Below are 19,398 nucleotides of genomic sequence, written 5' to 3'. Positions count from 1 at the left end.
GCCTGGACCGATCAGCGCCCGGAGGTGCGCACCGCCGCGATGGCGTCGGCAACGTAGGCGAGGTTGCCGTCGTTGAGCGCGGCCACGCACATGCGCCCGGCGTCGGTGCCGTAGATCCCGTACTCGGAGCGCAGGGCAACCATCTGGGGCTTGGTCAGGCCCGAGTAGCTGAACATGCCGAGCTGTGCCGCGATGAACCCCATGTCGTTGACGCCGCGCGCCTCGAGCGCGCCCACCAGTCCGCGCCGCAGTTGCTTGATGCGGTCCCGCATCCCGGCCAGCTCGTGTTCCCATCCGCGCCGCAGCTCCGGGTCCTCCAGCACGGTGGTGACCAACGCGGCGCCGTGGGTGGCCGGGTTGGAGTAGTTGGTGCGGATGCAGATCTTCAGCTGCGACAGGACCCGGCGGGCCGTGTCCGGCGAGGACGTGATCACCGACAGCGATCCGATCCGCTCTCCGTACAGGCTGAACGACTTCGAGAAGGACGTGGCGAGGAAGAACTCCAACCCCGAGGCCACGAACTTGGCGACGACGGCGCCGTCCTCCTCTATGCCGAAGCCGAAGCCCTGGTACGCCATGTCCAGGAAGGGCATCAGGTTTCGCTCGCGCAGCACCTCGATGACCTGGTCCCACTGCTCCGCTGAGAGGTCGTACCCGGTGGGGTTGTGGCAGCACGCGTGGAGCAACACGACGGTGCCGGGGTCCGCCAGGCGCAGATCGTTCAGCATGCCGTCGAAGTCGATGCCGTGCAGGGCCTCCTCGTAGTAGCGGTAGGAGTCCACCCTGAACCCGGCGCGCGTGAAGAGGGCGCGATGGTTCTCCCAGCTGGGGTTGGAGATCAGGACGGTGGCCGACGGCTCGATCTGCTTGAGGAGATCCGCGCCCACCTTCAACGCGCCCGTCCCGCCCAGGGTCTGCGCGGTGGCGATGCGCCCCTCAGCCACGGCCTCAGCCCCTGGGCCGAACACCAGCGACCTGACGGCCTCGCGGTACGCGGGCATCCCTTCGATCCCCAGGTACCCCTTGGGCTTGGACTCTGCCGCGATCCGCTGCTCGGCTGTGCGCACGCACTCCAGTAGCGGAAGCTTGCCCGTCTCGTCGAGGTAGACACCCACCCCGAGGTTGACCTTCTCCGGGCGCTGATCGGCGACGAAGGCCTCGGTGAGTCCGAGAATGGGGTCAGCGGGGGCAAGTTCGACACGATCGAACAGCTTCATGGTGGGCACCTCTTTCCTCGGTGGCCAGCCTAATGCCAACTGGCCTGCTGTCCAGATCCCCGCACACCGCCCGCCGCGAGGGGGCCCGAGGTGTCAGACTTGGGGCTCTGACTGTCGCTGCAACCAGCGCCTGCAGCGAGGAGGGGCTCAATGAGGATCAAGTTCGGGCAGTCCAAGCAGTCGACGATCGGCATCGAATGGGAGCTCGCCGTCGTCGACGCGCACACGATGGAGCAGGTGCCGGCCGCTGATGTGGTGCTGTCCAAGGTCGAGGACGCGGTCGACGGGCCGATCCGCTCCGAGTACCTCACGAGCATGATCGAGCTGGTCTCGGGAGTGCACGAGACCGTGCCCTCAGCGGTGCGTGAGATGCGCCAGCACCTGGACTTCGCGCTGGAGCTGCTGGAGCCGAAGGGGCTGACGCTCCTGGGCGCGGGTGCGCATCCGTTCGGCGATCCCACCCGCCAACTGCCCGGAGACAAGGCCCAATACCGGCGGGTGACCGAGCGCAACGCGTGGTGGGGCCGGCAGATGGCCATCAACGGGCTCCACATCCACACCGGCATCGACCAGCGGGCCAAGGCGCTGCCCATCGTCTACGGCATGGCACGGTTCGCGCCCTACTTCATCGCGCTGTCCGCCTCGTCGCCGTTCTGGATCGGCGAGGACACCAGGTTCGCGTCCCAGCGCACCATGGTCTTCCAGCAGCTGCCCACCAACGGCCTCCCTTACCACATGAGCGACTGGGAGGAGTTGGAGCGGTACGCCTCGCAGCTCGAGGGTGTGGGCCTCATCCAGAACCCCTCTGAGATCAGGTGGGACGTGCGGCCCTCCACCTGGGGCACTGTCGAGAACCGCACGATGGACTCGGTGCCCACCCTGATGGAGCTCGGCGCGCTGACGGCCTTCAACCAGTGCCTGGTGGAGCGCATGTCCCGGGCCATAGCCTCGGGCGAGCCCATCGACCGCCTGCCGTTCTGGTTCATGCGCGAGAACAAGTGGCGCGCGGCCCGGTACGGCCTTGCGGCAGACATCATCACGCCCCGCAAGGATGAATACCTCATCCACATCAGCGACGGCATCCTGCGCTGGGTGGAGGAGCTGACCCCGATCGCGGACCAGCTGGGTTGCGCCGAGAACCTCGCCCACGTGGCCGACCTGGTCCGTCTCGGCCCGAGCTACCTGCGCCAGCGCCGGGTCGCCGCGGCCAACGGCGGCGACCCTGTGGCCGTGACCCGGGCGGTCATAGAGGAGCTACGCGCCGGCGCTCCCTCATTCAAGGAGCCCACATGAAGCCCTTCCTGCTGCTCAGCACCCGCCCGGAGGACGACGCCGCCCTGGGCGAGTGGGAGGCCATCGCTCGCCTCGCCGGCCTCCGGGATGACCAACTGCTCCAGATCCGCGTGGAGGAAGCCCCGATGGCGCCGCCGAGGCTGGACGAGTTCTCGGGGGTGTTCCTCGGCGGTGGACCCTACAACGCCAGCGACACCGACAAGTCACCGCTGCAGCAGCGCGTCGAGGCAGACCTCAGCCGCGTCATCGCCGAGGTGGTGGAGCGGGACTTCCCCTTCCTCGGCCTCTGCTACGGCGTCGGGGCCATCACCGCGCAGCTGGGCGGCGTGGTGGACCGCAGCGTCGGCGAGGACGTGGGCGTGGTCACCGCGACACTCACCGCCCACGGCCGCGAGGATCCCCTCTTCGAGGGCGTCCCCCACTCCTTTCATGCGTTCACCGCGCACAAGGAGGGTTGCCGGGTCCCGGCTGCGGGATCCACCGTGCTCGCCACCGGCGCGGCGTGCCCGATCCAGGCGTTCCGGATCGGGCGGCGGGTCTATGCCACCCAGTTCCATCCGGAGCTGGATTCGGCCGGCCTGGCCGCCCGGATCCGCATCTACCGCGACGCGGGGTACTTCGACCCGGCCGACACCGAGCAGTTGGTGGCGTTCGCCGAGTCCTCGACGATCACCCACGCCGTGCACGGCATGCTGCGCAACTTCGTGGAGCTGGCGGCTCAGTCCAGGTAGTCCCGGAGGACCTGCGAGCGCGACGGGTGGCGCAGCTTCGACATGGTCTTGGACTCGATCTGGCGGATGCGCTCGCGCGTGACGCCGTAGACCTTGCCGATCTCGTCGAGGGTCTTCGGCTGACCGTCGGTCAGCCCGAAGCGCATCGAGACCACCCCGGCTTCCCGCTCGCTGAGCGTGTCAAGCACGTCGTTGAGCTGCTCCTGGAGCAGCGTGAAGTTGACCGCGTCAGCGGGCACCACGGCCTCGGAGTCCTCGATGAGGTCACCGAACTCCGAGTCCCCGTCCTCGCCCAGGGGCGTGTGCAGGGAGATGGGTTCGCGGCCGTACTTCTGCACCTCGACGACCTTCTCGGGCGTCATGTCCAGCTCGACGGCGAGCTCTTCGGGGGTTGGTTCGCGGCCGAGGTCCTGCAGCATCTGGCGCTGGACGCGCGCCAGCTTATTGATGACCTCCACCATGTGCACCGGGATGCGGATGGTGCGGGCCTGGTCCGCCATGGCCCGGGTGATCGCCTGCTTGATCCACCACGTGGCGTAGGTGGAGAACTTGTAGCCCTTGGTGTAGTCGAACTTCTCGACCGCGCGGATGAGGCCGAGGTTGCCCTCCTGGATGAGGTCCAGGAACAGCATCCCGCGGCCGGTGTAGCGCTTGGCGAGGGAGACGACGAGGCGGAGGTTGGCCTCGAGGAGGTGATTCTTGGCGCGGCGCCCGTCTTCGGCGATCCATTCCAGATCCTCGACGTCTCCGGGGCTGACCTTGGTCTCGGCGGAGTGCAGCCGCTCGTCGGCGAAGAGGCCGGCCTCGATGCGCTTGGCGAGCTCCACCTCCTCGACGGCGTTGAGCAGCGCCACCTTGCCGATCTGCTTGAGGTAGTCCTTGACGGGGTCCGCGGTGGCACCCGCGGACACCACCTGCTGCTCGGGCTCGTCGGCGTCGTCGGAGTCAGAGAGCGCGAAGCCCTCCTCCTCGACGAGTTCCTTGACGAGCGGCGCCTCGCTGGCTTCGTTGAACGTCGAGTCGTCCACCTCGTCGAGGGAACGCTTCTTTCCGCCGACCGTGAGAACCACGTCCTCCCCCTCGCGCTTGAACTGGACCTCGACCTCACCAGTGGAGGCCTGGGCGATGGTGGGCTCCTCGGCCTTCGCGGTCTTGCCGCGGCGAGTAGCGGTCTTGGGTGCGGCCTGGCCCGCGGTGGCCGGCTTGGCGGCCGCCCGTGTGCGACGGGTGGTGGCCGGAACTGCGGACGTCGCGCTTTCGGCGGCCCTGCGTGTGCGGGTAGGCTTGCCGGTTCCTTCAGCGTCCTGGGTCACATTGGTCCTCTCGCGGGCCACTAGGGATTTCAGCGCGTGCGTCGCCCCGCTTTGGTCAAGGGTGACGCGCCCCATTCTTGCACGCGAAAACCGGCCACTCAAACGGATCGGCCAGGGAAACCCCCACCCCTGGTCAGGGTTCGGGGCCGCGCGAGTCAGACCCAGGTCGCAGTTCTTCGTTCGAGTGCCCGCAGCGGGAACCCTCGGGGCCTCTCGCGCGTTGTTCCGGGTGACGACTGTGCGAAAGGTTTCCAGAGATATGATCACGACTGCGCGTACACGAACCAACGACGGCATCGACGGCAAGGATGCGGTGGGCCTCTACCTCGACGCCATCGCCAAGACTCCCCTGCTCAACGCCCTCGAGGAAGTAGACCTGGCCCGCGAGATCGAGGCGGGGCTCTATGCCCAGCAGATCCTCGACGGGGTTGCCACCTCCGAGGTGCAGGCCACCGATGACGAGCTGCAGGAGCTTGCCGTGCTCGGCGAGCGCGCCATGCAGCGCTTCATCCAGGCCAACCTGCGGCTCGTGGTCTCCGTCGCCCGCAAGTACGGGCGCTCCCAGATGCCCATGCTGGACCTTGTCCAGGAGGGAAACACCGGCCTGATCCGTGCTGTGGAGAAGTTCGACTACGCCAAGGGCTTCAAGTTCTCCACCTACGCCACATGGTGGGTGCGTCAGGCCATCTCGCGGGGCATCGCCCAGCAGGGCCGGATCGTGCGGCTTCCCGTGCATGTGGCCGAGCAGGTCAACCAGGTCTCCGCCGTGCGCCGCAACCTCGAACGCCAGTTGGGCCGCGAGCCGGAGCTGGCTGAGATCGCCGATGAGCTGGGCCTCGAGGAGTCCAAGATCGTGGACCTGATCCGCTACTCGCGGGATCACGTCTCCCTCGACGCCCCCGTCGAGGCCGACGGCGACACGGCTCTGGGAGACCTGATCGCCCGCGAGACCTCGCCCGGTCCGGACGAGATGGTGCTGGACGCCGAGGACCGTGCCCGGCTCGAGGGCATGCTCTCCAGCCTCGACGAACGGTCCCAGGATGTGGTGCGCCGCCGCTACGGCCTCCTCGACGGCCGCCAGGCCAAGCTCGCCGACATCGGTGTGCATTGGGGCATCACCGCCGAGCGGGTCCGACAGATCGAGCGGCAGGCGCTGGCCACCCTGCGCGCCGGCCAGGGACTCGCTGCCTGACCCTGCGCTAGCTGGTTCCTCCAGACGCCGTGGCCCGTGCCCCCTCCCCCGGGGTGCGGGCCACGGTTCGTCCGGGCTCAGGAGAGGACCCGGATGAGCCCTTCCTGGGCGCAGGACGCCACCGCCTGGCCGTCCTGGAACAAGCGCCCCATCGCGAAGCCGCGCGCGTGGGACGCAGAGGGCGAGGTCATGTCGTAGAGGAGCCACTCGTCGACCCGCACCGGGCGGTGGAACCACATGGCGTGGTCGATCGAGGCGGCCTGCATCGACGGGGACAGGAACTCCACCGCATGGGGAACGGTCGAGACGCTGAGCAGAGTGATGTCGGAGAGGTAGGCCAGCACCGCCGCGTGCAGCAGCGGATCCTCCGGCATCGGCTCCTTCGTCCGGATCCACGCCTTCATATTGCCGCCGCCCTCAACCAGGTCCGGCCTGGCCGCGAGCCGCACGTCGAGGGCGTCCCACTCGGAGACCAGCCGCACGCTGGCACCGAAGCGACGCTCCAGCACCTCGTGCAGCGAGGGACAGGACTCCGGCACGCCGACGTCGCCGGGCGGGGACGCCGAATGGCTGAGGCCCTCCTCGGGCTTCTGGAACGAGGCGGTCATCTGGAAGATCACCGAATCCCCCTGACGGGTCACCACGCGCCGGTTGCTGAAGGTGCTGCCGTCGCGCATCACCTCCACCTCGAAGTCCAGGGGCTGGTCGATGGCCCCGGGGCGCAGGAAGTAGGCGTTCAGGGAGTGCACGAGTCGGTCCGGCGGCACGGTGTGGGCGGCGGCCACCAGCGTCTGCCCCAGCACCTGTCCACCGAAGAGCCGCTGCAGCAAGGTGGTGGGGTGCGGCCCGCGGAAGCGGTTCTCGCCGATGGTCTGCAGGTCGAACAACGCGATGAGCTCGGCAACGTCCTTAGGCACGGGCACCATCGTGCCACTCATCGGGCCTGATCATCGGGCCTGGCGGATGGCCTGTCTGATGCGCTTGGCGGAGACCGGCACCGCGGTGCGCAGCTGCTGCGCGAACAGGCTCACCCGGAACTCCTCCAGGAGGAAGGCGATCTCCTCCACGGCCGGGGGCAGCGGGCCGCTGGGCAGGGAGCCGGTCAGCTCGGCGTAGGCGTCCTCCACCTCGTCGATCTCCGCCTGGAGCCGCGCGTCGCGCTCAGGTTGCTCAGCCGCCGCTCGCAGCCTGGCGACGGCGGCCTGCGCGTAGCGGGGAAGGTGAGCCAACCAGGGGTCGGGCGTGGCCGAGATGAAGCGGTTGAACAGGAGGTTGTCCAGCTGCGCGGCCACATCGCGGCGCACCGGAGCCTGCTCGGGAAAACCTGGCAGCAGCAGCCTGGCCTGAGTCGCCGCCGCCAGCGCCTGCGCGGCCGTGGAGACCACCTGACGGGTGCGCCCAGGGCACTCCTGACGCACGGCCAGGGCGACCCGCGCGTAGTCCGCCTCGGTCCGGACCTCGACGATGGGGCCCTGCTCCGCGGCGAGCTGCTCCCCCGCCTTCAACCAGGCGTCGGCGAGCAGCTCGGGCACCGTCGGGTAGGCCGAGTCCGCCAGGGACAGCTTCTCCTGCCTGCCGAGGTGTCCCACCACCCACTTCGTGGGGTCAGGATTGGTGAGGGTGAGGAGCCGGCGGACGCCCAGCGTGTGCGAGCGTGCGGCCTTCTGCGGGGAGTCCAGGACCTGCAGCCCCACGGTGGTGCCCTCATCGACGAGGGCCGGGTACCCCACCACCCCCCTCCCCACGGCGGTCTCCTTGGCGATGGCCCCGAAGGTCCAGGCCCGCTGGCCGGTGCTGGCCCGCTCCCCCGCGGAGGCGGTCAGCTTGGCCGCGACCTTGGGTGCCAGCCGGGCCGCCAACGCGTCCAGGTCGTCGCCGCGGGCGACCTCGCGGCCGTTGTCGATCACCACGAACGTGGGGCGCAGGTGGCTGCCGAGCAGCTCCGGGTGGAAGTTCGCGCCGTCGACGACGGTGCCCGTGAGGGCGGTGAGGGCCCGCCCGAGCGCGTCGGTGAAGCTCCCCTGTCCGACCTCCTCGCGTCCGGCGAGCCAGGCCAGCGCCTTGGCCGCGAAGTCCGGGGCGGGCACGAAACTGGTCCGCAGGGCCTTGGGCAGGGAGCGGATCAGCTCGGTGGCCAGCTCCCTTCTCAGTCCGGAGATCTGCCAGCTGAAGCGTGCGCCGTCGAGCTGGTTGAGGAGCTCCAGGCGCACGGTGATGGTGACGCCGTCGCCGCCTGCTCCCGGATCGAAGACGTACTGGATGGGTAGCTTGTGCTGACCGACGGTCCACCTGTCCGGGAAGTCCGATGGCCGAAGCTGGGTGGCGTCCACCACCGCGTCGTCGATCATGAGGGTGGGCCACTGCTCGCGCGGGATCCCCCGCAGCCACTTGTCCAGCGTGGCGCCCGAGACCACGTCTGGCGGGATGCGGGCGTCGTAGAACTCGTAGAGCGCCTCGTCGGAGATGAGGAGATCCGGGCGCCGCATCCTGTCGGTCATCTTCGTGGCCTCGTCCAGGACTGCCCTGTTGGCCGCCACCAGCGGCTGGCGCGTCTCCCAGTCCCCCTCGACCAGGGCGCTGCGCAGGAAGATCTCACGCGCCTCGACCGGGTGCTCGGAGGCGTAGTCCGCGCGACGGCCCGCGACGATCGGCACCCCGAACAGCGTCACCCGCTCGCTGGCCACCACGCTCGCGGAGCGAGAGGACCATCGGGGCTCGGACAGGGTGCGGGTGAGCACGTGCCCGCCCACCTCCTCGATCCACTCCGGCCGCACCTCCGCCACCGTGCGCGCCCAGAGCTGAGACGTCTCCACCAACTCGAAGGCCATCACCAGCGGCGGGGTGGAGCGGGCCAGCGACGAGCCGGGCTGGATGGCGAACCGCGCCCCCCGTGCGCCCTGATACAGCGTGAGCGGGCGGCGCTTGCCCGGCTGCGGCTTGGCCTTCTCCTGCTCCACCAGCCCCACGTTGGACAACAGCCCGGTCAGCAGGCAGGTGAGCACGTCCGGCATCGGGCCCCGGCCTGAGGCGTCCAGGTCCAGCTCCTTGACGGCCTCCCGCAGCTGCGAGACCAGATCCTCCCATTCGCGGAACCGGATGAAGCTGAGGTACTCCTCGCGGCACATCCGCCGGAACGCGTTGCCGGAGAGCTCGTGGCGACGCTTCCTCAAATAGGTCCAGATGTTGAGCAGCACCTCGAAGTCGCCGCCCTCCAGGGTGGGCTTGGCGGGGCTGTCCTTGCGGGTGCCGCTGTGGGCAGTGTGGCGCAGGGGCGCGCCGTCCGTGGCCGGCTGGGCGGCGTCCTCGACGCCCCAGAAACGACGGTGGGACTGGTCCGCCTGCGCCTGGAAGGCCGCGGGACGCTCACGGACGTCCGGGACCGTCAGACCGGCCACCACCACGAGGACCGTGCCGAGGGTGTGGCGCCTGGACCCCTCGATCAGCATCCTGCCCAGCCGCGGGTCCACCGGCAGCCGGGCCAGCATGCGTCCGGTGCGGGTGAGCCGGACGTGGTCGTGGCGTTTGCGGGGGTGCAGCGCGCCCAGTTCGGTGAGCACCCGAACACCGTCGTTGATCTGGGAGACCACCGGCGCCTCGACGAACGGGAACGACTCGACATCGCCCAGACCGGCCTGCGCCATAAGGAGGATGACGGTGGCGAGGTTGGTGCGCAGGATCTCGGGTTCCGAGTACAGCGGCCTCGACTCGTAGTCCTCCTCGCTGTAGAGCCTGATCGCGATGCCCGGGCCGAGGCGTCCGCAGCGGCCGGCGCGCTGGTTGGCGGAGGCCTGCGAGACCGGCTCGATGGGCAGCCGCTGAACCTTCGTGCGCGCGGAGTAGCGCGAGATGCGGGCCGTGCCGACGTCAACCACGTAGCGGATCCCGGGCACCGTGATGGAGGTCTCGGCCACATTGGTGGCGAGCACCACCCGCCGGCCGCTGTGCGGCTGGAACACGCGCTGCTGCTCGGCGGACGAGAGCCGGGCGTACAGCGGCAACACGTCGAGGCCGGTGCCCAGCTTGTCGATGGCCTCGGCGGTGTCGCGGATCTCCCGTTCCCCACTGAGGAAGACGAGGATGTCGCCCACCGCGGACTCGGTGACGATCTCCTCCACAGCGGAGGCGATCGCGTCGATCTCGTCCTGGTCCTCCTCGAGCGGCCGGTAGCGCGTCTCGACAGGGAAGGTGCGCCCCGACACCTCGACCACGGGCGCGCCGTCGAAATGCTCCGAGAAACGGGCCGTGTCGATGGTGGCCGAGGTCACGATGATTCTCAGCTCGGGCCGCCGCGGCAGCAGCTGCTTGAGGTAGCCGAGCAGGAAGTCGATGTTGAGGCTACGCTCGTGGGCCTCGTCGATGATGATCGTGTCGTAGCGGCTGAGGAGGCGGTCGTGGGTGAGCTCCGAGAGCAGGATGCCGTCGGTCATCACCTTGACCCTGGTCTGCGCCGTCACCTTCCGGGTGAAACGCACCTGGTAGCCGACGAAATCGCCCAGCTCGACGCCGCACTCCACCGCGATCCGCTGCGCCACGGTGCGGGCGGCGATCCGCCTCGGCTGGGTGTGGGCGATCCGCTCCCTCCCCGCCAGGAGGCAGATCTTGGGCAGCTGAGTGGTCTTGCCGGAGCCGGTCTCCCCGGCCACCACCACCACCTGATGGTCGCGGATGAGCCCCGCGATGCGTTCGGCCTCCGCCGCGATCGGCAGCGACGCGACGACTTCGATGACGGGCTGGTCCGTGGGTGGCGGCAGCGTCATCGAGTGATGAAGAGCGGGCATTCAGCGTGGGCCATCAGCCCTCGCATCAGCCCACCGAGGCTGAAGCCCGGAATGTGGGACTCCCCCACCCCGAGCACCAGCAGGTCGTAGCCGGCGCTGCGGCTGACGAGCTCGTTGATGGGGCTGTCCGCCGCCACGAGGACCTCGTAGGCGACGCCGGGGTGCTTCTCCGCGACAGTCTTGGCGATGGCCTCGATGCCGCCCTTCGCGAAGCGCACCTGCTCGTCGAGCTGGTTGGGGCTCAGCTTGCGGGCGAACAGGCCGACGGGGGGCTGGACGGCGTGCACGATCTCCAGCTTCGCGCCGAGCCGCTCGGCCTGAAGGAAGCCTGCCTCGAGGATCGTCTCCGAGCCGGGATCCGTCTGCAGGCCCACGCCCACGACTCCCTTACCGCCCACCGGATTCGGGTGGGCCGCTGCCGAGATGACAACGACCGGGCATGCCGCGTTGGCCACCACGGCCACGGAGGTGGAGCCCACGAACATGCGCTCCAGGCCGGTGGCGGCCCGGCGGCCCACCACGACGAGGTCCGCTACCTCGCTCAGCCGCGACATCACGCCGCCCGGCGAGCCCATCACCACCTCGGTCTTGATCTTGTCCTCGGCGAGGCCCATCTCCAGGGCGACATCCTTGGCCTGTTCGTTGGCGGTGGCGCCGGCGGACTGCAGGATCTCCGGGTCGTAGACGACGCCCCAGGCGCCTGCCATCAGGGTGTCGTCGACAGCGTTGACGAGCAGGAGTTCCCCGCCGTAGCGCAGCACGGTGCCGGTGCCGAACCGGACGGCGCGCAGACCGTCGTCGCTTCCGTCGACTCCGACCACCACCAGCGGTGTGGTGCGTTCAGTCATGGTGGACTCCTAACTCTTGAAGGTTCCCGAGACGACGCGGCCGGCGATCGTGCTTGCCGTGATGGCCAGCCCTACGGTCAGGCCGCCCTCGAGCCAGCTGATGCTGGAGACCGCGGCGTCCGCCGGCCCGCTGATCCCGCGCACGAGCACGGACCATCCCGTTGCGGTCTCCTGGTCGATCTCGTCGACCTGGAAGGCCACCTCCGTGGGCGCCGCCAGGCCCGCAAGGAACGACTCGTGCGTGGTGTGGAAGACGATGACGCCCTCGACGACACGGAAGTTGACCGGCACCACGGAGATCCCCTCGGGGGAGCTCCACGCGACGCGCCCGACCACCGCGTCCGAGACCAGCGCCCAGCACTCATCGGCGTCGAGCCGGGAGAAGTAGGTCACTGCCTGGGGGTCCGTCGTCATGACTCCACTCTAGTGCTCACCAGAGGCGGCTGCGGCCGTCAGAACGTGGTGCGGCCACCCAGCTTGGTGGCCAGTTCGTCGTCGATGCCGTCGGCGATCTGACTCAGGGCGGAGAGGGCCTGGTGGAGATGAGCCGGCACGAAGGGTTGGGCCGCCACCGACAGCTGGACGAAGACCCGGTCCCGGTGCAGCGCGAACCGCCCGTACCGGGACTCGACGTTGAGGTCGTTGAGCACCTCGCAGGCCCTCGACCGGCCCGTGACGTCGTGGACCAGCGCCGAGAAGAGGACCAGCTCGGCGCCGTCGGGGGTGGAGCGCAGGAACACCATGGTGGAGCCCACGCGGATGGCCACGTCGCCCAGCTCGTTGCGCAGCGTGGGGTGCCGGTAGGTCCGACGGAGCTCCTCGTCGACCAGCGAGTCCAGCTCCGCCCGCGACCCCGGCATGACGGCGGTCTCCTCCCGCGACAGCTTCCGTGGGGACAGCGGCGCCCATGCGGTGTTGCCCTGAAGGATCTCGGCGAGTTGGTCCGGTTCGAGAAAGACGGGGTGCAGCACCCCGAACACCCCCGTGAGCGTCTGGGTGGCCAGTTCCGCGAGGGTGGAGGACGACTCCTGGTCCGCCTCCGTGTGGTAGCTGTCCGAGCTCTCATCCGGCGCGCCCCAGCCCAGCTCCCGCAGGGCGGCGGCCTCCGCCGGAGAGGGCGCACCGTCGTCTGCGCCGATCACGTAAGCAGTCACCACCAGGGGCGAGGTCATCGAAAAACGCAGGCCGGGGCGCAGCGCGGCGGCGTCGGTGTTGGCCACGGAGATGGTGAGGTCTGCGCTGGCGTCCATCACCGAGAGCACCTCGTCGAGGCGGAGGGTGAACTCCGCCCAGGCGTGCCTCTGGGTGACGTCGAAATCGAAGTCCTGATAGTCGGCCATGGTGGTCACTCCACCTCCTCCTGCGTCAACCTAGCAAACACCAGCGTCCGCGCTGGTGCCTAGGCTGAGCGGCATGTGGGCAGCGCTCGAGGGATTCAGCACGATCGGCCTGGTGATGGCCGTGGGGTTCGTGCTGGCGCGCGCCCGCCTGGTGGGCCGCTCGGCCCAGCGGGCCCTGGGGGACGTGGCGTTCTTCGTGGGCCAGCCCGCCCTGGTGCTGGTCGCGGTCGCGGAGGCTGACCTGGAGCTCCTGTTCGGATGGCACGTGGTGGCGTTCGGCGGGGCCTGCATCGCCACCGGGCTCACGTTCGCGCTTGTCATGGCCCGACGGTGGCGCACGGGCCGCGCCGAAGCCACCATGGGGTACCTCGCCACCAGCTACGTCAACGCGGGCAATCTCGGCATCCCCATCGCCGCCTTCGTCCTGGGCGACCCGGCGTGGGCGGCGCCCGCCATGCTGCTCCAGGTGTTGGTGCTGCAGCCGACCGCCGTGGCCGTGCTGGAGTCATCCCCCTCAGGGCGGGGGCGCTCCGTGGTGCGCAGCTTCGTCACCCATCCACTGGTCCTCGGCGGCGTCGGCGGGCTGGCCCTCAACCTCAGCGGCCTGCAGCCTCCCGCCATGGTGTGGGCGCCCGTGGGCCTGTTGGCCGATCTCGGCATCCCGGCGATGCTTTTGGCGTTCGGCATGTCGCTGCATTCGAGCCCGCTGCCGCGTCAGCTGTCACGCAGAGCGGTGGCGGCGATCCTCACCAAGTCCTTCGTGGTCCCCGCCGTGGCGTTGCTGCTCGGACTCGCCCTCGGGCTGTCTGGCACCCCGCTGCGTGCCGCCGTCGTGTTGGCGGCGCTCCCCACGGCACAGGTGGTCTTCGTGCACGCCGTGCGCTACGGGGTGGGCGTGCGCCTTGTGCAGGCCACGACGCTCTGGTCCATGCTGCTCAGCGTGCCCGTGATCGTCGCGGCCGGGGCCCTCTTGCGGTGAGCCGGTAGACTGGCGGCTCCGCCGGCCATTCTTCTGGGAGCACCATGTTCGATCCCACCACATGGGACGCACCGTTCGCCGTCGTGGTGCTCGCGCTCTTCGTGATCGTGATGCTGCGCGCCAACGGCACCTACTGGTTGGGGCGGGCGCTGGCGGCCGGGGCCCGGCGCAGCCGGTGGGAGAGGCTCCTCGAATCGAGGCACTACGCCACCGGGGCACGGTGGCTCAACAGGTGGGGCGCGCCGGCGGTGTCGCTGTCGTTCCTCACCATCGGCATCCAGACCATGGTCAATCTCGCCGCCGGGGTGGCGCGGATGCCGCTGCGGCGCTACCTTCCCGCCGTCACCGTCGGCTGCATGATGTGGGCCTTCATGTACGGCACCGTGGGGTTCATCGGCTGGCTGGCCGTCGAGGCGCTGTGGGGCCGCTCCCCGGCACTGACGCTCGCAGTGCTGGCCTTGGCCGCTGCCGGCATCGTCTGGGCGGTGTCCCGCCGCGACCGCGTCCCGGCTGCGGTGCCCGCAGAGTAGTCTCACCCCGTCGAACCACTGCGGCAGGAGGCGTCATGGCGGACCAGGGTCGCACGGACCGGCTGCTGCGCTCGCTGCGCCTGCGGCCCACCGTCCCGTCCCCCGCCCGACCCGCCCCGGAGCCCGTCGCCGTCGACACTGTGCCCCGCACGGCGGCCAGCTGCATCGTCGACGCGGGGATCTACGTGGCGGGTCGGCGGATCGCCACGCCGGGCACGTTCGAGGAGGCGTTCCGGCTGCTCGACGAGCATCCCGAGGGATTCGCCTGGATGGGGCTCTACCGCCCGCGACACTCGGACATGTCGCTGCTGGCCGAGGAGTTCCGGCTCAGCCCCCTGGCCGTGGAAGACACCATCACCGCGCATCAGCGGCCCAAGTTCGAGCGCTACGAGGACGTGCTGTTCCTGGTCCTGAGAGCCGCGCAGTACATCGACCGCAGCGAGACGGTGGACTTCGGTGAGGTCCACGCCTTCGTCGGCGACCGGTTCGTGGTCACGGTGCGGCACTCGGAGACCCCGGACCTCACCCGCGTCCGTCAGGAGCTGGAGGGCACGCCGTCGGTGCTGGCCAAAGGTCCCAGCGTGGTGCTGCTCCGGCTGCTGGACGGGATCGTCGACGACTACACCCCCGTCGCGATGGGCATCGAGAACGACATCGACGAGATCGAGACCCAGGTGTTCACGGGCAGCTCGCGGGTGTCGCGGCGCATCTATCAGCTCTCCCGCGAGGTGATCGACTTCCAGCGCGCGGTTCGGCCCCTCAAACAGATCATCGAGGGAGTCCGGGGAGATCGGGTCTTCGCCTCAGCCGGCGAGCGCAGACGCCAGGAGCTCCGCGACATCGAGGACCACGCCATCGCCATGATCGAGCGGATCGACGCCCTCCGCGAGACCCTGAAGGGCACGCTGGACCTCAACATCTCGCTCCAGGCCCAGCGGCAGAACGAGGAGATCAGCAACATGACCGCCGCCAGCCTCAAGCAGGCGGAGGAGACGCGCCGGATCGCCGCCTGGGCGGGTGTGCTCTTCGTGCCGAGCCTGGTCACCGGCACCTACGGCATGAACTTCCACACCATGCCGGAGCTCGCCTGGGTGTGGGGCTACCCGTTCGCCTTGGCGCTGATGCTGGTCACCGGCGTGGGGATGTACACGGTGTTCAAGCTGAAGGGCTGGCTGTAGCGCTCCCCTCCACAGCCCTCAGGAGAGCTTGCGGGCCGCGCCCTTGTCCGCGGACTGCGCCAGCATGCCGTAGATCTTCAGGGCCGTGGAGACCTCGCGTTCGCGGGCCTTCGGCGCCCAACCGGCGGCGTCCTGCGCGGCGCGGCGCGCAACGAGAGTGGCGTCGTCCACGTTGAGCGTGATGGAGCGGTTGGGGATGGAGATGGTGATGGTGTCGCCGTCCTCGATGAGACCGATGGCACCGCCCGAGGCCGCCTCAGGCGACACGTGGCCGATGGACAGGCCCGAGGAGCCTCCTGAGAACCGGCCATCGGTGATCAGGGCGCATTGCGGTCCGAGGCCGAGCGCCTTGAGGTACGCCGTGGGGTAGAGCATCTCCTGCATGCCGGGGCCGCCCTTGGGACCCTCGTACCGGACGATGACGATGTCGCCGGGCTGGATCCGCTTGCCCAGGATGGCCTCCACTGCGTCGTCCTGGGACTCGGTGACGACGGCGCGCCCGGTGAACTCCCACTGGGACTCCGGCACCCCCGCGGTCTTGACGATGGCGCCATCGGGGGCCAGATTGCCCTTGAGTACCGCGAGACCGCCGTCCAGGGTGTAGGGGTGGTCGACGGAGCGGATGCAGCCGCCCTCGGCGTCGGTGTCCAGCGTTTCCCAGCGGTTGGTCGACGAGAATGCCTCGGTGGTGCGGACTCCGCCGGGGGCGGCGTGGAACAGCTCGACCGCCGCGGGGGTGGCCTTGCCGCTGCGGATGTCCCAGCTGCCGAGCCACTCCTCCATGGTGCGGGAGTGGACCGTCGACACTGCGTCGTCCAGTTTGCCTCCCCGGTACAGCTCGCCGAGAATGGCCGGCACTCCACCGGCGCGGTGCACGTCCTCCATGTAGTACTTCGGCGAATTGGGCGCCACCTTGGCCAGGCAGGGCGTGACGCGCGAGATGGCGTCGATGTCGTCCATGGTGAAGTCCACGCCTGCCTCCTGCGCGGCGGCCAGCAGGTGCAGCACCGTGTTGGTGGAGCCACCCATCGCCACATCCAGCTTCATGGCGTTGGAGAAGGCCGCCTTCGTGGCGATGGAGAGCGGAAGGACTGAAGCGTCCTCCTCGTCGTACCAGCGGCGGCACAGCTCGACGATCAGGCGGCCGGCCTCCTGGAACAGGCCCTTGCGGGCCGACGCGGTGGCCAGCGTCGACCCGTTGCCGGGAAGCGCGAGGCCGACCGCCTCCAGAAGGCAGTTCATGGAGTTGGCGGTGAACATGCCGGAGCAGGAACCGCAGGTGGGACAGGCGTTGGCCTCGATCCGGCCCAACTCGTCGTCGGTGACGCTCGGGTCCACGGCCGAGACCATGGCGTCGACGAGGTCCAGCGACTTCACGACGCCGCCCTCCTTGACCACGGCCTTGCCTGCCTCCATGGGGCCGCCAGAGACGAACACGGCGGGGATGTTGAGGCGGAGGGCGGCCAGGAACATGCCGGGGGTGATCTTGTCGCAGTTGGAGATGCACACCAGAGCGTCCGCGCAGTGCGCGTTGGCCATGAACTCCACCGAGTCGGCGATCAGTTCGCGGCTGGGCAGGGAGTAGAGCATGCCCCCGTGGCCCATCGCGATGCCGTCGTCGACGGCGATGGTGTTGAACTCGCGTCCGATGCCGCCCGCCTCGGCGATGGACTCGGAGACCAGCTTGCCCATGTCGCGGAGGTGGACGTGGCCCGGCACGAACTGGGTGAAGGAGTTGGCCACGGCGACGATCGGTTTGCCCCAGTCCGAGTCCGTGATGCCCGTGGCGCGCCAGAGGGCGCGGGCGCCGGCCATGTTGCGGCCGTGGGTGGTGGTGCGGGACCGGAGTGCCGGCATGAGGATCCTCCAAGGGCAGGCTTCGTACCCACCAAGGGTACCCTCCGGCCGTCACCGCGCCCGGTTGGTCCGCGGCCGACCTGGGTCCGCGGCGGCTACTCCCCCGTCGCGAGGGGACGGGACGTGTGGCTGTACTGGGACCAGGAGCCGGGGTAGAGCCGCCCCCTCCCGAGCCCGGCGTATTCCATCGCGATCAGGTTGTGGCAAGCGGTGATGCCCGAGCCGCAGGTGGAGATGACGGCGGCTGCGTCGTCGACGGCGGCGAAGCGCTCGCGCAGCTCCCCGGGGGTCTTGAATCGGCAGCCGTCGGTGAGGTTGCCGGTCATCGGATAGTTGCGCGCCCCGGGGATGTGGCCCGCCCTGGGGTCCAGATGCTCCGCTTCACCGCGGAAGCGTTCGGGTCCGCGGGCGTCGATGACGAACTCACCCGCCGCGGTCTCCTCGATGTCCGCCAGGGCGGAGTCCGGCCAGGACCTCACGGAGAACTCCCCATGGGGTCGCTTCGGCACCTCCGAGGTGAGGGGGCCGTCCCAGGCCTGGATGCCCCCGTCGAGGAGGGCTGCGTCGTGGCCGAGGATGCGCAGCAGCCACACCAGGCGGGCGGCCATCGCCCCGCCCGCGTCGTCGTAGGCCACGATCGTGTCCGTGTCGCTGATGCCCAGGTGGGCCAAGCCTTCGGCGAAGGTGGCCGGGTCCGGGAGCGGGTGACGCCCGCGGGCCTTCGACGGCGGGTCCGCCAACACGTCGTCCATGGCGACGAACACGGCCCCGGGGAGGTGGCCGGCGGCGTAGGCGTCGCGGCCCGAGCGCCCGTCGAGGTAGTGGCGCACGTCTGCGACGATCGCGTCGGGATGGGCGGCGAGCCAGCTCTGGTCAACGACTGGAGGAATCACGCGCCCAGCCTACGACCCCCGCTTCCTGGCTGGGGGCCCGCCCAAGGTCAGGCCGGCCCCGGTAGCAGCCGGGACGGTCAGCGCGCGGCCGACACCAGCGCCAGCAGCGCGGCGGCGTATGCCTCGGCGGGATCGTCGGCGATGAAGGAACGGGCGGGCTGGCTCGGGATCTCGATCACGACGGCATATTCGCCTGTCTGTGACCTGCCGAGCGAACGGAACGTGCCGCCCAGCAGCTCGCGCAACTGGTCCTCGCGCGGCAGCCACAGCGCCTTGTCCGCCGGCACCGAGTCCAACGCCCATTCGGTGGTGCCGTTGAAAGCCAGCAGAGTCCCCGTGGCGTGGTCTCTGGCCTCCACAACCATGTTGGCCAGCGTGAACACTTCGTCCTCGAGGTCGAGCGCCTGAACCAGGAACCGGTCCCCCTCCGCGGGTTTCCAGACCACCCCGGCGCTCGCCAACCGTTCGGCCGTCGAACGTGAAATCATCTCTCTTCTCCTTCGTGCCTGTGGCGGGTCACAGGACCTTGCTCAGGAAGTCCTGCGTCCGTGGTTCCCGTGGGGAGCCGAACAGCTCCGACGGCGGGCCCTCCTCCACAATGCTGCCCTCTGCCATGAACAGGACCCTGTCGCACACCTCGCGGGCGAATCCCATCTCGTGGGTCACGATCACCATGGTCATGCCCTCCGCGGCCAACGTGCGGATGACCGCGAGCACCTCCCCCACCATTTCGGGGTCGAGGGCGCTGGTGGCCTCGTCGAACAGCATCACATCCGGCCGCATCGCCAACGCCCGCGCGATCGCGACGCGCTGCTTCTGCCCACCTGAGAGCTGTGCCGGTCTGGCGTCCACCTTGTCAGCCAGCTGAACGCGGGTGAGGAGCTCGACCGCCCTGTCGTGGGCCTCAGCCTTGGACATCCGCTTGAGCTGGACGGGGGCCAGCATGATGTTCTCCGCGACCGTCATGTGCGGGAACAGGTTGAAGTGTTGGAAGACCATCCCGATCCGTTGACGGACCACGTCGATATCCGTCTTGGGATCGGTGAGGTCCTGACCCTCGAAGACGATGCGGCCGCTCGTGGGCTCCTCGAGCTTGTTCAGGCAGCGCAGGAACGTGGATTTGCCGGAACCGGACGGTCCGATGACGGTGACGACCTCACCCTCTCGGATCGAGACGTCCAGGCCCTTGAGCACCTCAAGCGTGCCGAAGGACTTGCGCAGGTCCTTGACCTCGAGCAGTGGACTGGTC

At 69.4% G+C, this 19,398-nt stretch carries 17 protein-coding genes; 6 read left to right on the top strand and 11 right to left on the bottom strand.

Annotated features, from left to right (window positions below; all coding sequences use genetic code 11):
- Nucleotides 1–11: 11 nt before the first annotated feature.
- On the bottom strand, nucleotides 12–1,217 hold the full coding sequence (locus tag H5398_RS09295; RefSeq protein WP_182799802.1) for an amino acid aminotransferase: 1,206 nt from the start codon (nucleotides 1,215–1,217) through the stop codon (nucleotides 12–14).
- A gap of 150 nt (nucleotides 1,218–1,367) precedes the next feature.
- On the opposite strand from H5398_RS09295, the gene H5398_RS09290 reads away from it, so the two are divergent.
- Both H5398_RS09290 and H5398_RS09285 read left to right on the top strand, forming a co-directional pair.
- On the top strand, nucleotides 1,368–2,510 hold the full coding sequence (locus H5398_RS09290) for a YbdK family carboxylate-amine ligase (protein ID WP_182784218.1): 1,143 nt from the start codon (nucleotides 1,368–1,370) through the stop codon (nucleotides 2,508–2,510).
- Nucleotides 2,507–3,241: a glutamine amidotransferase gene (locus tag H5398_RS09285; protein ID WP_182799801.1), complete on the top strand. Its 735-nt coding sequence runs from the start codon at nucleotides 2,507–2,509 to the stop codon at nucleotides 3,239–3,241. The genes H5398_RS09290 and H5398_RS09285 overlap by 4 nt, the downstream gene beginning before the upstream one ends.
- Here H5398_RS09285 and H5398_RS09280 read toward each other — a convergent pair.
- Complete coding sequence (locus tag H5398_RS09280; protein ID WP_370585803.1) at nucleotides 3,229–4,629, bottom strand: RNA polymerase sigma factor; 1,401 nt, start codon at nucleotides 4,627–4,629, stop codon at nucleotides 3,229–3,231. The genes H5398_RS09285 and H5398_RS09280 overlap by 13 nt on opposite strands.
- 184 nt (nucleotides 4,630–4,813) lie before the next feature.
- Between H5398_RS09280 and H5398_RS09275 the strand changes: the two genes are divergently transcribed.
- Nucleotides 4,814–5,746, top strand: coding sequence for an RNA polymerase sigma factor RpoD/SigA (locus tag H5398_RS09275; protein WP_182784224.1), 933 nt, complete (start codon nucleotides 4,814–4,816; stop codon nucleotides 5,744–5,746).
- 77 nt (nucleotides 5,747–5,823) lie between these two features.
- Here the strand turns inward: H5398_RS09275 and H5398_RS09270 are convergent, their stop codons facing one another.
- From H5398_RS09270 to H5398_RS09250, 5 genes are read right to left on the bottom strand one after another with little or no spacing between them, the layout of a single operon-like run.
- Nucleotides 5,824–6,672, bottom strand: a complete 849-nt coding sequence (locus H5398_RS09270) for an acyl-CoA thioesterase II (RefSeq protein ID WP_220489319.1) — start codon at nucleotides 6,670–6,672, stop codon at nucleotides 5,824–5,826.
- 21 nt (nucleotides 6,673–6,693) lie between these two features.
- Nucleotides 6,694–10,503, bottom strand: coding sequence for an ATP-dependent RNA helicase HrpA (gene hrpA / locus H5398_RS09265; protein WP_182799799.1), 3,810 nt, complete (start codon nucleotides 10,501–10,503; stop codon nucleotides 6,694–6,696).
- Nucleotides 10,500–11,372, bottom strand: coding sequence for a universal stress protein (locus tag H5398_RS09260; RefSeq protein ID WP_182784230.1), 873 nt, complete (start codon nucleotides 11,370–11,372; stop codon nucleotides 10,500–10,502). The genes hrpA and H5398_RS09260 overlap by 4 nt, the downstream gene beginning before the upstream one ends.
- Nucleotides 11,373–11,381: 9 nt before the next feature.
- The gene (locus tag H5398_RS09255) at nucleotides 11,382–11,786 is read right to left on the bottom strand and encodes a pyridoxamine 5'-phosphate oxidase family protein (RefSeq protein ID WP_182784232.1); all 405 of its coding nucleotides are present in this window, start codon (nucleotides 11,784–11,786) and stop codon (nucleotides 11,382–11,384) included.
- A gap of 38 nt (nucleotides 11,787–11,824) precedes the next feature.
- Complete coding sequence (locus tag H5398_RS09250; protein ID WP_182784371.1) at nucleotides 11,825–12,712, bottom strand: hypothetical protein; 888 nt, start codon at nucleotides 12,710–12,712, stop codon at nucleotides 11,825–11,827.
- 73 nt (nucleotides 12,713–12,785) lie between these two features.
- Here H5398_RS09250 and H5398_RS09245 point away from each other — a divergent pair, with 73 nt between their 5' ends.
- The 3 genes from H5398_RS09245 to H5398_RS09235 are packed head-to-tail and all read left to right on the top strand — an operon-like array spanning nucleotide 12,786 to nucleotide 15,399.
- Nucleotides 12,786–13,691, top strand: a complete 906-nt coding sequence (locus H5398_RS09245) for an AEC family transporter (RefSeq protein WP_182784234.1) — start codon at nucleotides 12,786–12,788, stop codon at nucleotides 13,689–13,691.
- A gap of 44 nt (nucleotides 13,692–13,735) precedes the next feature.
- Nucleotides 13,736–14,221, top strand: a complete 486-nt coding sequence (locus H5398_RS09240; protein ID WP_182784236.1) for a DedA family protein — start codon at nucleotides 13,736–13,738, stop codon at nucleotides 14,219–14,221.
- Between the two features lie 35 nt (nucleotides 14,222–14,256).
- Complete coding sequence (locus H5398_RS09235) at nucleotides 14,257–15,399, top strand: magnesium and cobalt transport protein CorA (protein ID WP_182784238.1); 1,143 nt, start codon at nucleotides 14,257–14,259, stop codon at nucleotides 15,397–15,399.
- A gap of 18 nt (nucleotides 15,400–15,417) precedes the next feature.
- On the opposite strand, the gene ilvD is transcribed toward H5398_RS09235, so the two are convergent.
- The 4 genes from ilvD to H5398_RS09215 all read right to left on the bottom strand — a co-directional run bounded on the left by ilvD (nucleotide 15,418) and on the right by H5398_RS09215 (nucleotide 19,388).
- Nucleotides 15,418–17,256 (bottom strand): dihydroxy-acid dehydratase, encoded by a 1,839-nt coding sequence (ilvD, locus tag H5398_RS09230; RefSeq protein WP_182784240.1) that lies wholly within the window; start codon nucleotides 17,254–17,256, stop codon nucleotides 15,418–15,420.
- A 95-nt stretch (nucleotides 17,257–17,351) separates the two neighbouring features.
- Nucleotides 17,352–18,149, bottom strand: a complete 798-nt coding sequence (locus H5398_RS17790; RefSeq protein WP_182799798.1) for a sulfurtransferase — start codon at nucleotides 18,147–18,149, stop codon at nucleotides 17,352–17,354.
- A 77-nt stretch (nucleotides 18,150–18,226) separates the two neighbouring features.
- A complete protein-coding gene (locus tag H5398_RS09220; protein WP_182784244.1) occupies nucleotides 18,227–18,637 on the bottom strand; it encodes a pilus assembly protein CpaE in 411 nt (136 codons plus the stop codon).
- Between the two features lie 28 nt (nucleotides 18,638–18,665).
- The gene (locus tag H5398_RS09215) at nucleotides 18,666–19,388 is read right to left on the bottom strand and encodes an amino acid ABC transporter ATP-binding protein (RefSeq protein ID WP_182784375.1); all 723 of its coding nucleotides are present in this window, start codon (nucleotides 19,386–19,388) and stop codon (nucleotides 18,666–18,668) included.
- Nucleotides 19,389–19,398 lie beyond the last annotated feature (10 nt).

The sequence above is a fragment of the Tessaracoccus sp. MC1679 genome (genome assembly GCF_014164775.1).
GTDB lineage: Bacteria > Actinomycetota > Actinomycetes > Propionibacteriales > Propionibacteriaceae > Arachnia.
Note: the sequence above shows the minus strand (reverse complement) of the source record. Positions and strands in the feature narration are given on the sequence as shown.

What these genes read in the sequence shown, in the direction of transcription:
- H5398_RS09285 (WP_182799801.1), top strand. Translation starts at nt 2,507, where the DNA reads ATGAAGCCCTTCCTGCTGCTCAGCACCCGCCCGGAGGACGACGCCGCC.
- H5398_RS09260 (WP_182784230.1), bottom strand. Translation starts at nt 11,372, where the DNA reads ATGACTGAACGCACCACACCGCTGGTGGTGGTCGGAGTCGACGGAAGC.
- H5398_RS09220 (WP_182784244.1), bottom strand. Translation starts at nt 18,637, where the DNA reads ATGATTTCACGTTCGACGGCCGAACGGTTGGCGAGCGCCGGGGTGGTC.
- H5398_RS09290 (WP_182784218.1), top strand. Translation starts at nt 1,368, where the DNA reads ATGAGGATCAAGTTCGGGCAGTCCAAGCAGTCGACGATCGGCATCGAA.
- H5398_RS09245 (WP_182784234.1), top strand. Translation starts at nt 12,786, where the DNA reads ATGTGGGCAGCGCTCGAGGGATTCAGCACGATCGGCCTGGTGATGGCC.
- H5398_RS09250 (WP_182784371.1), bottom strand. Translation starts at nt 12,712, where the DNA reads ATGGCCGACTATCAGGACTTCGATTTCGACGTCACCCAGAGGCACGCC.
- hrpA (WP_182799799.1), bottom strand. Translation starts at nt 10,503, where the DNA reads ATGACGCTGCCGCCACCCACGGACCAGCCCGTCATCGAAGTCGTCGCG.
- H5398_RS09280 (WP_370585803.1), bottom strand. Translation starts at nt 4,629, where the DNA reads ATGGGGCGCGTCACCCTTGACCAAAGCGGGGCGACGCACGCGCTGAAA.
- H5398_RS09270 (WP_220489319.1), bottom strand. Translation starts at nt 6,672, where the DNA reads ATGGTGCCCGTGCCTAAGGACGTTGCCGAGCTCATCGCGTTGTTCGAC.
- H5398_RS09275 (WP_182784224.1), top strand. Translation starts at nt 4,814, where the DNA reads ATGATCACGACTGCGCGTACACGAACCAACGACGGCATCGACGGCAAG.
- ilvD (WP_182784240.1), bottom strand. Translation starts at nt 17,256, where the DNA reads ATGCCGGCACTCCGGTCCCGCACCACCACCCACGGCCGCAACATGGCC.
- H5398_RS09295 (WP_182799802.1), bottom strand. Translation starts at nt 1,217, where the DNA reads ATGAAGCTGTTCGATCGTGTCGAACTTGCCCCCGCTGACCCCATTCTC.
- H5398_RS09240 (WP_182784236.1), top strand. Translation starts at nt 13,736, where the DNA reads ATGTTCGATCCCACCACATGGGACGCACCGTTCGCCGTCGTGGTGCTC.
- H5398_RS09235 (WP_182784238.1), top strand. Translation starts at nt 14,257, where the DNA reads ATGGCGGACCAGGGTCGCACGGACCGGCTGCTGCGCTCGCTGCGCCTG.
- H5398_RS09255 (WP_182784232.1), bottom strand. Translation starts at nt 11,786, where the DNA reads ATGACGACGGACCCCCAGGCAGTGACCTACTTCTCCCGGCTCGACGCC.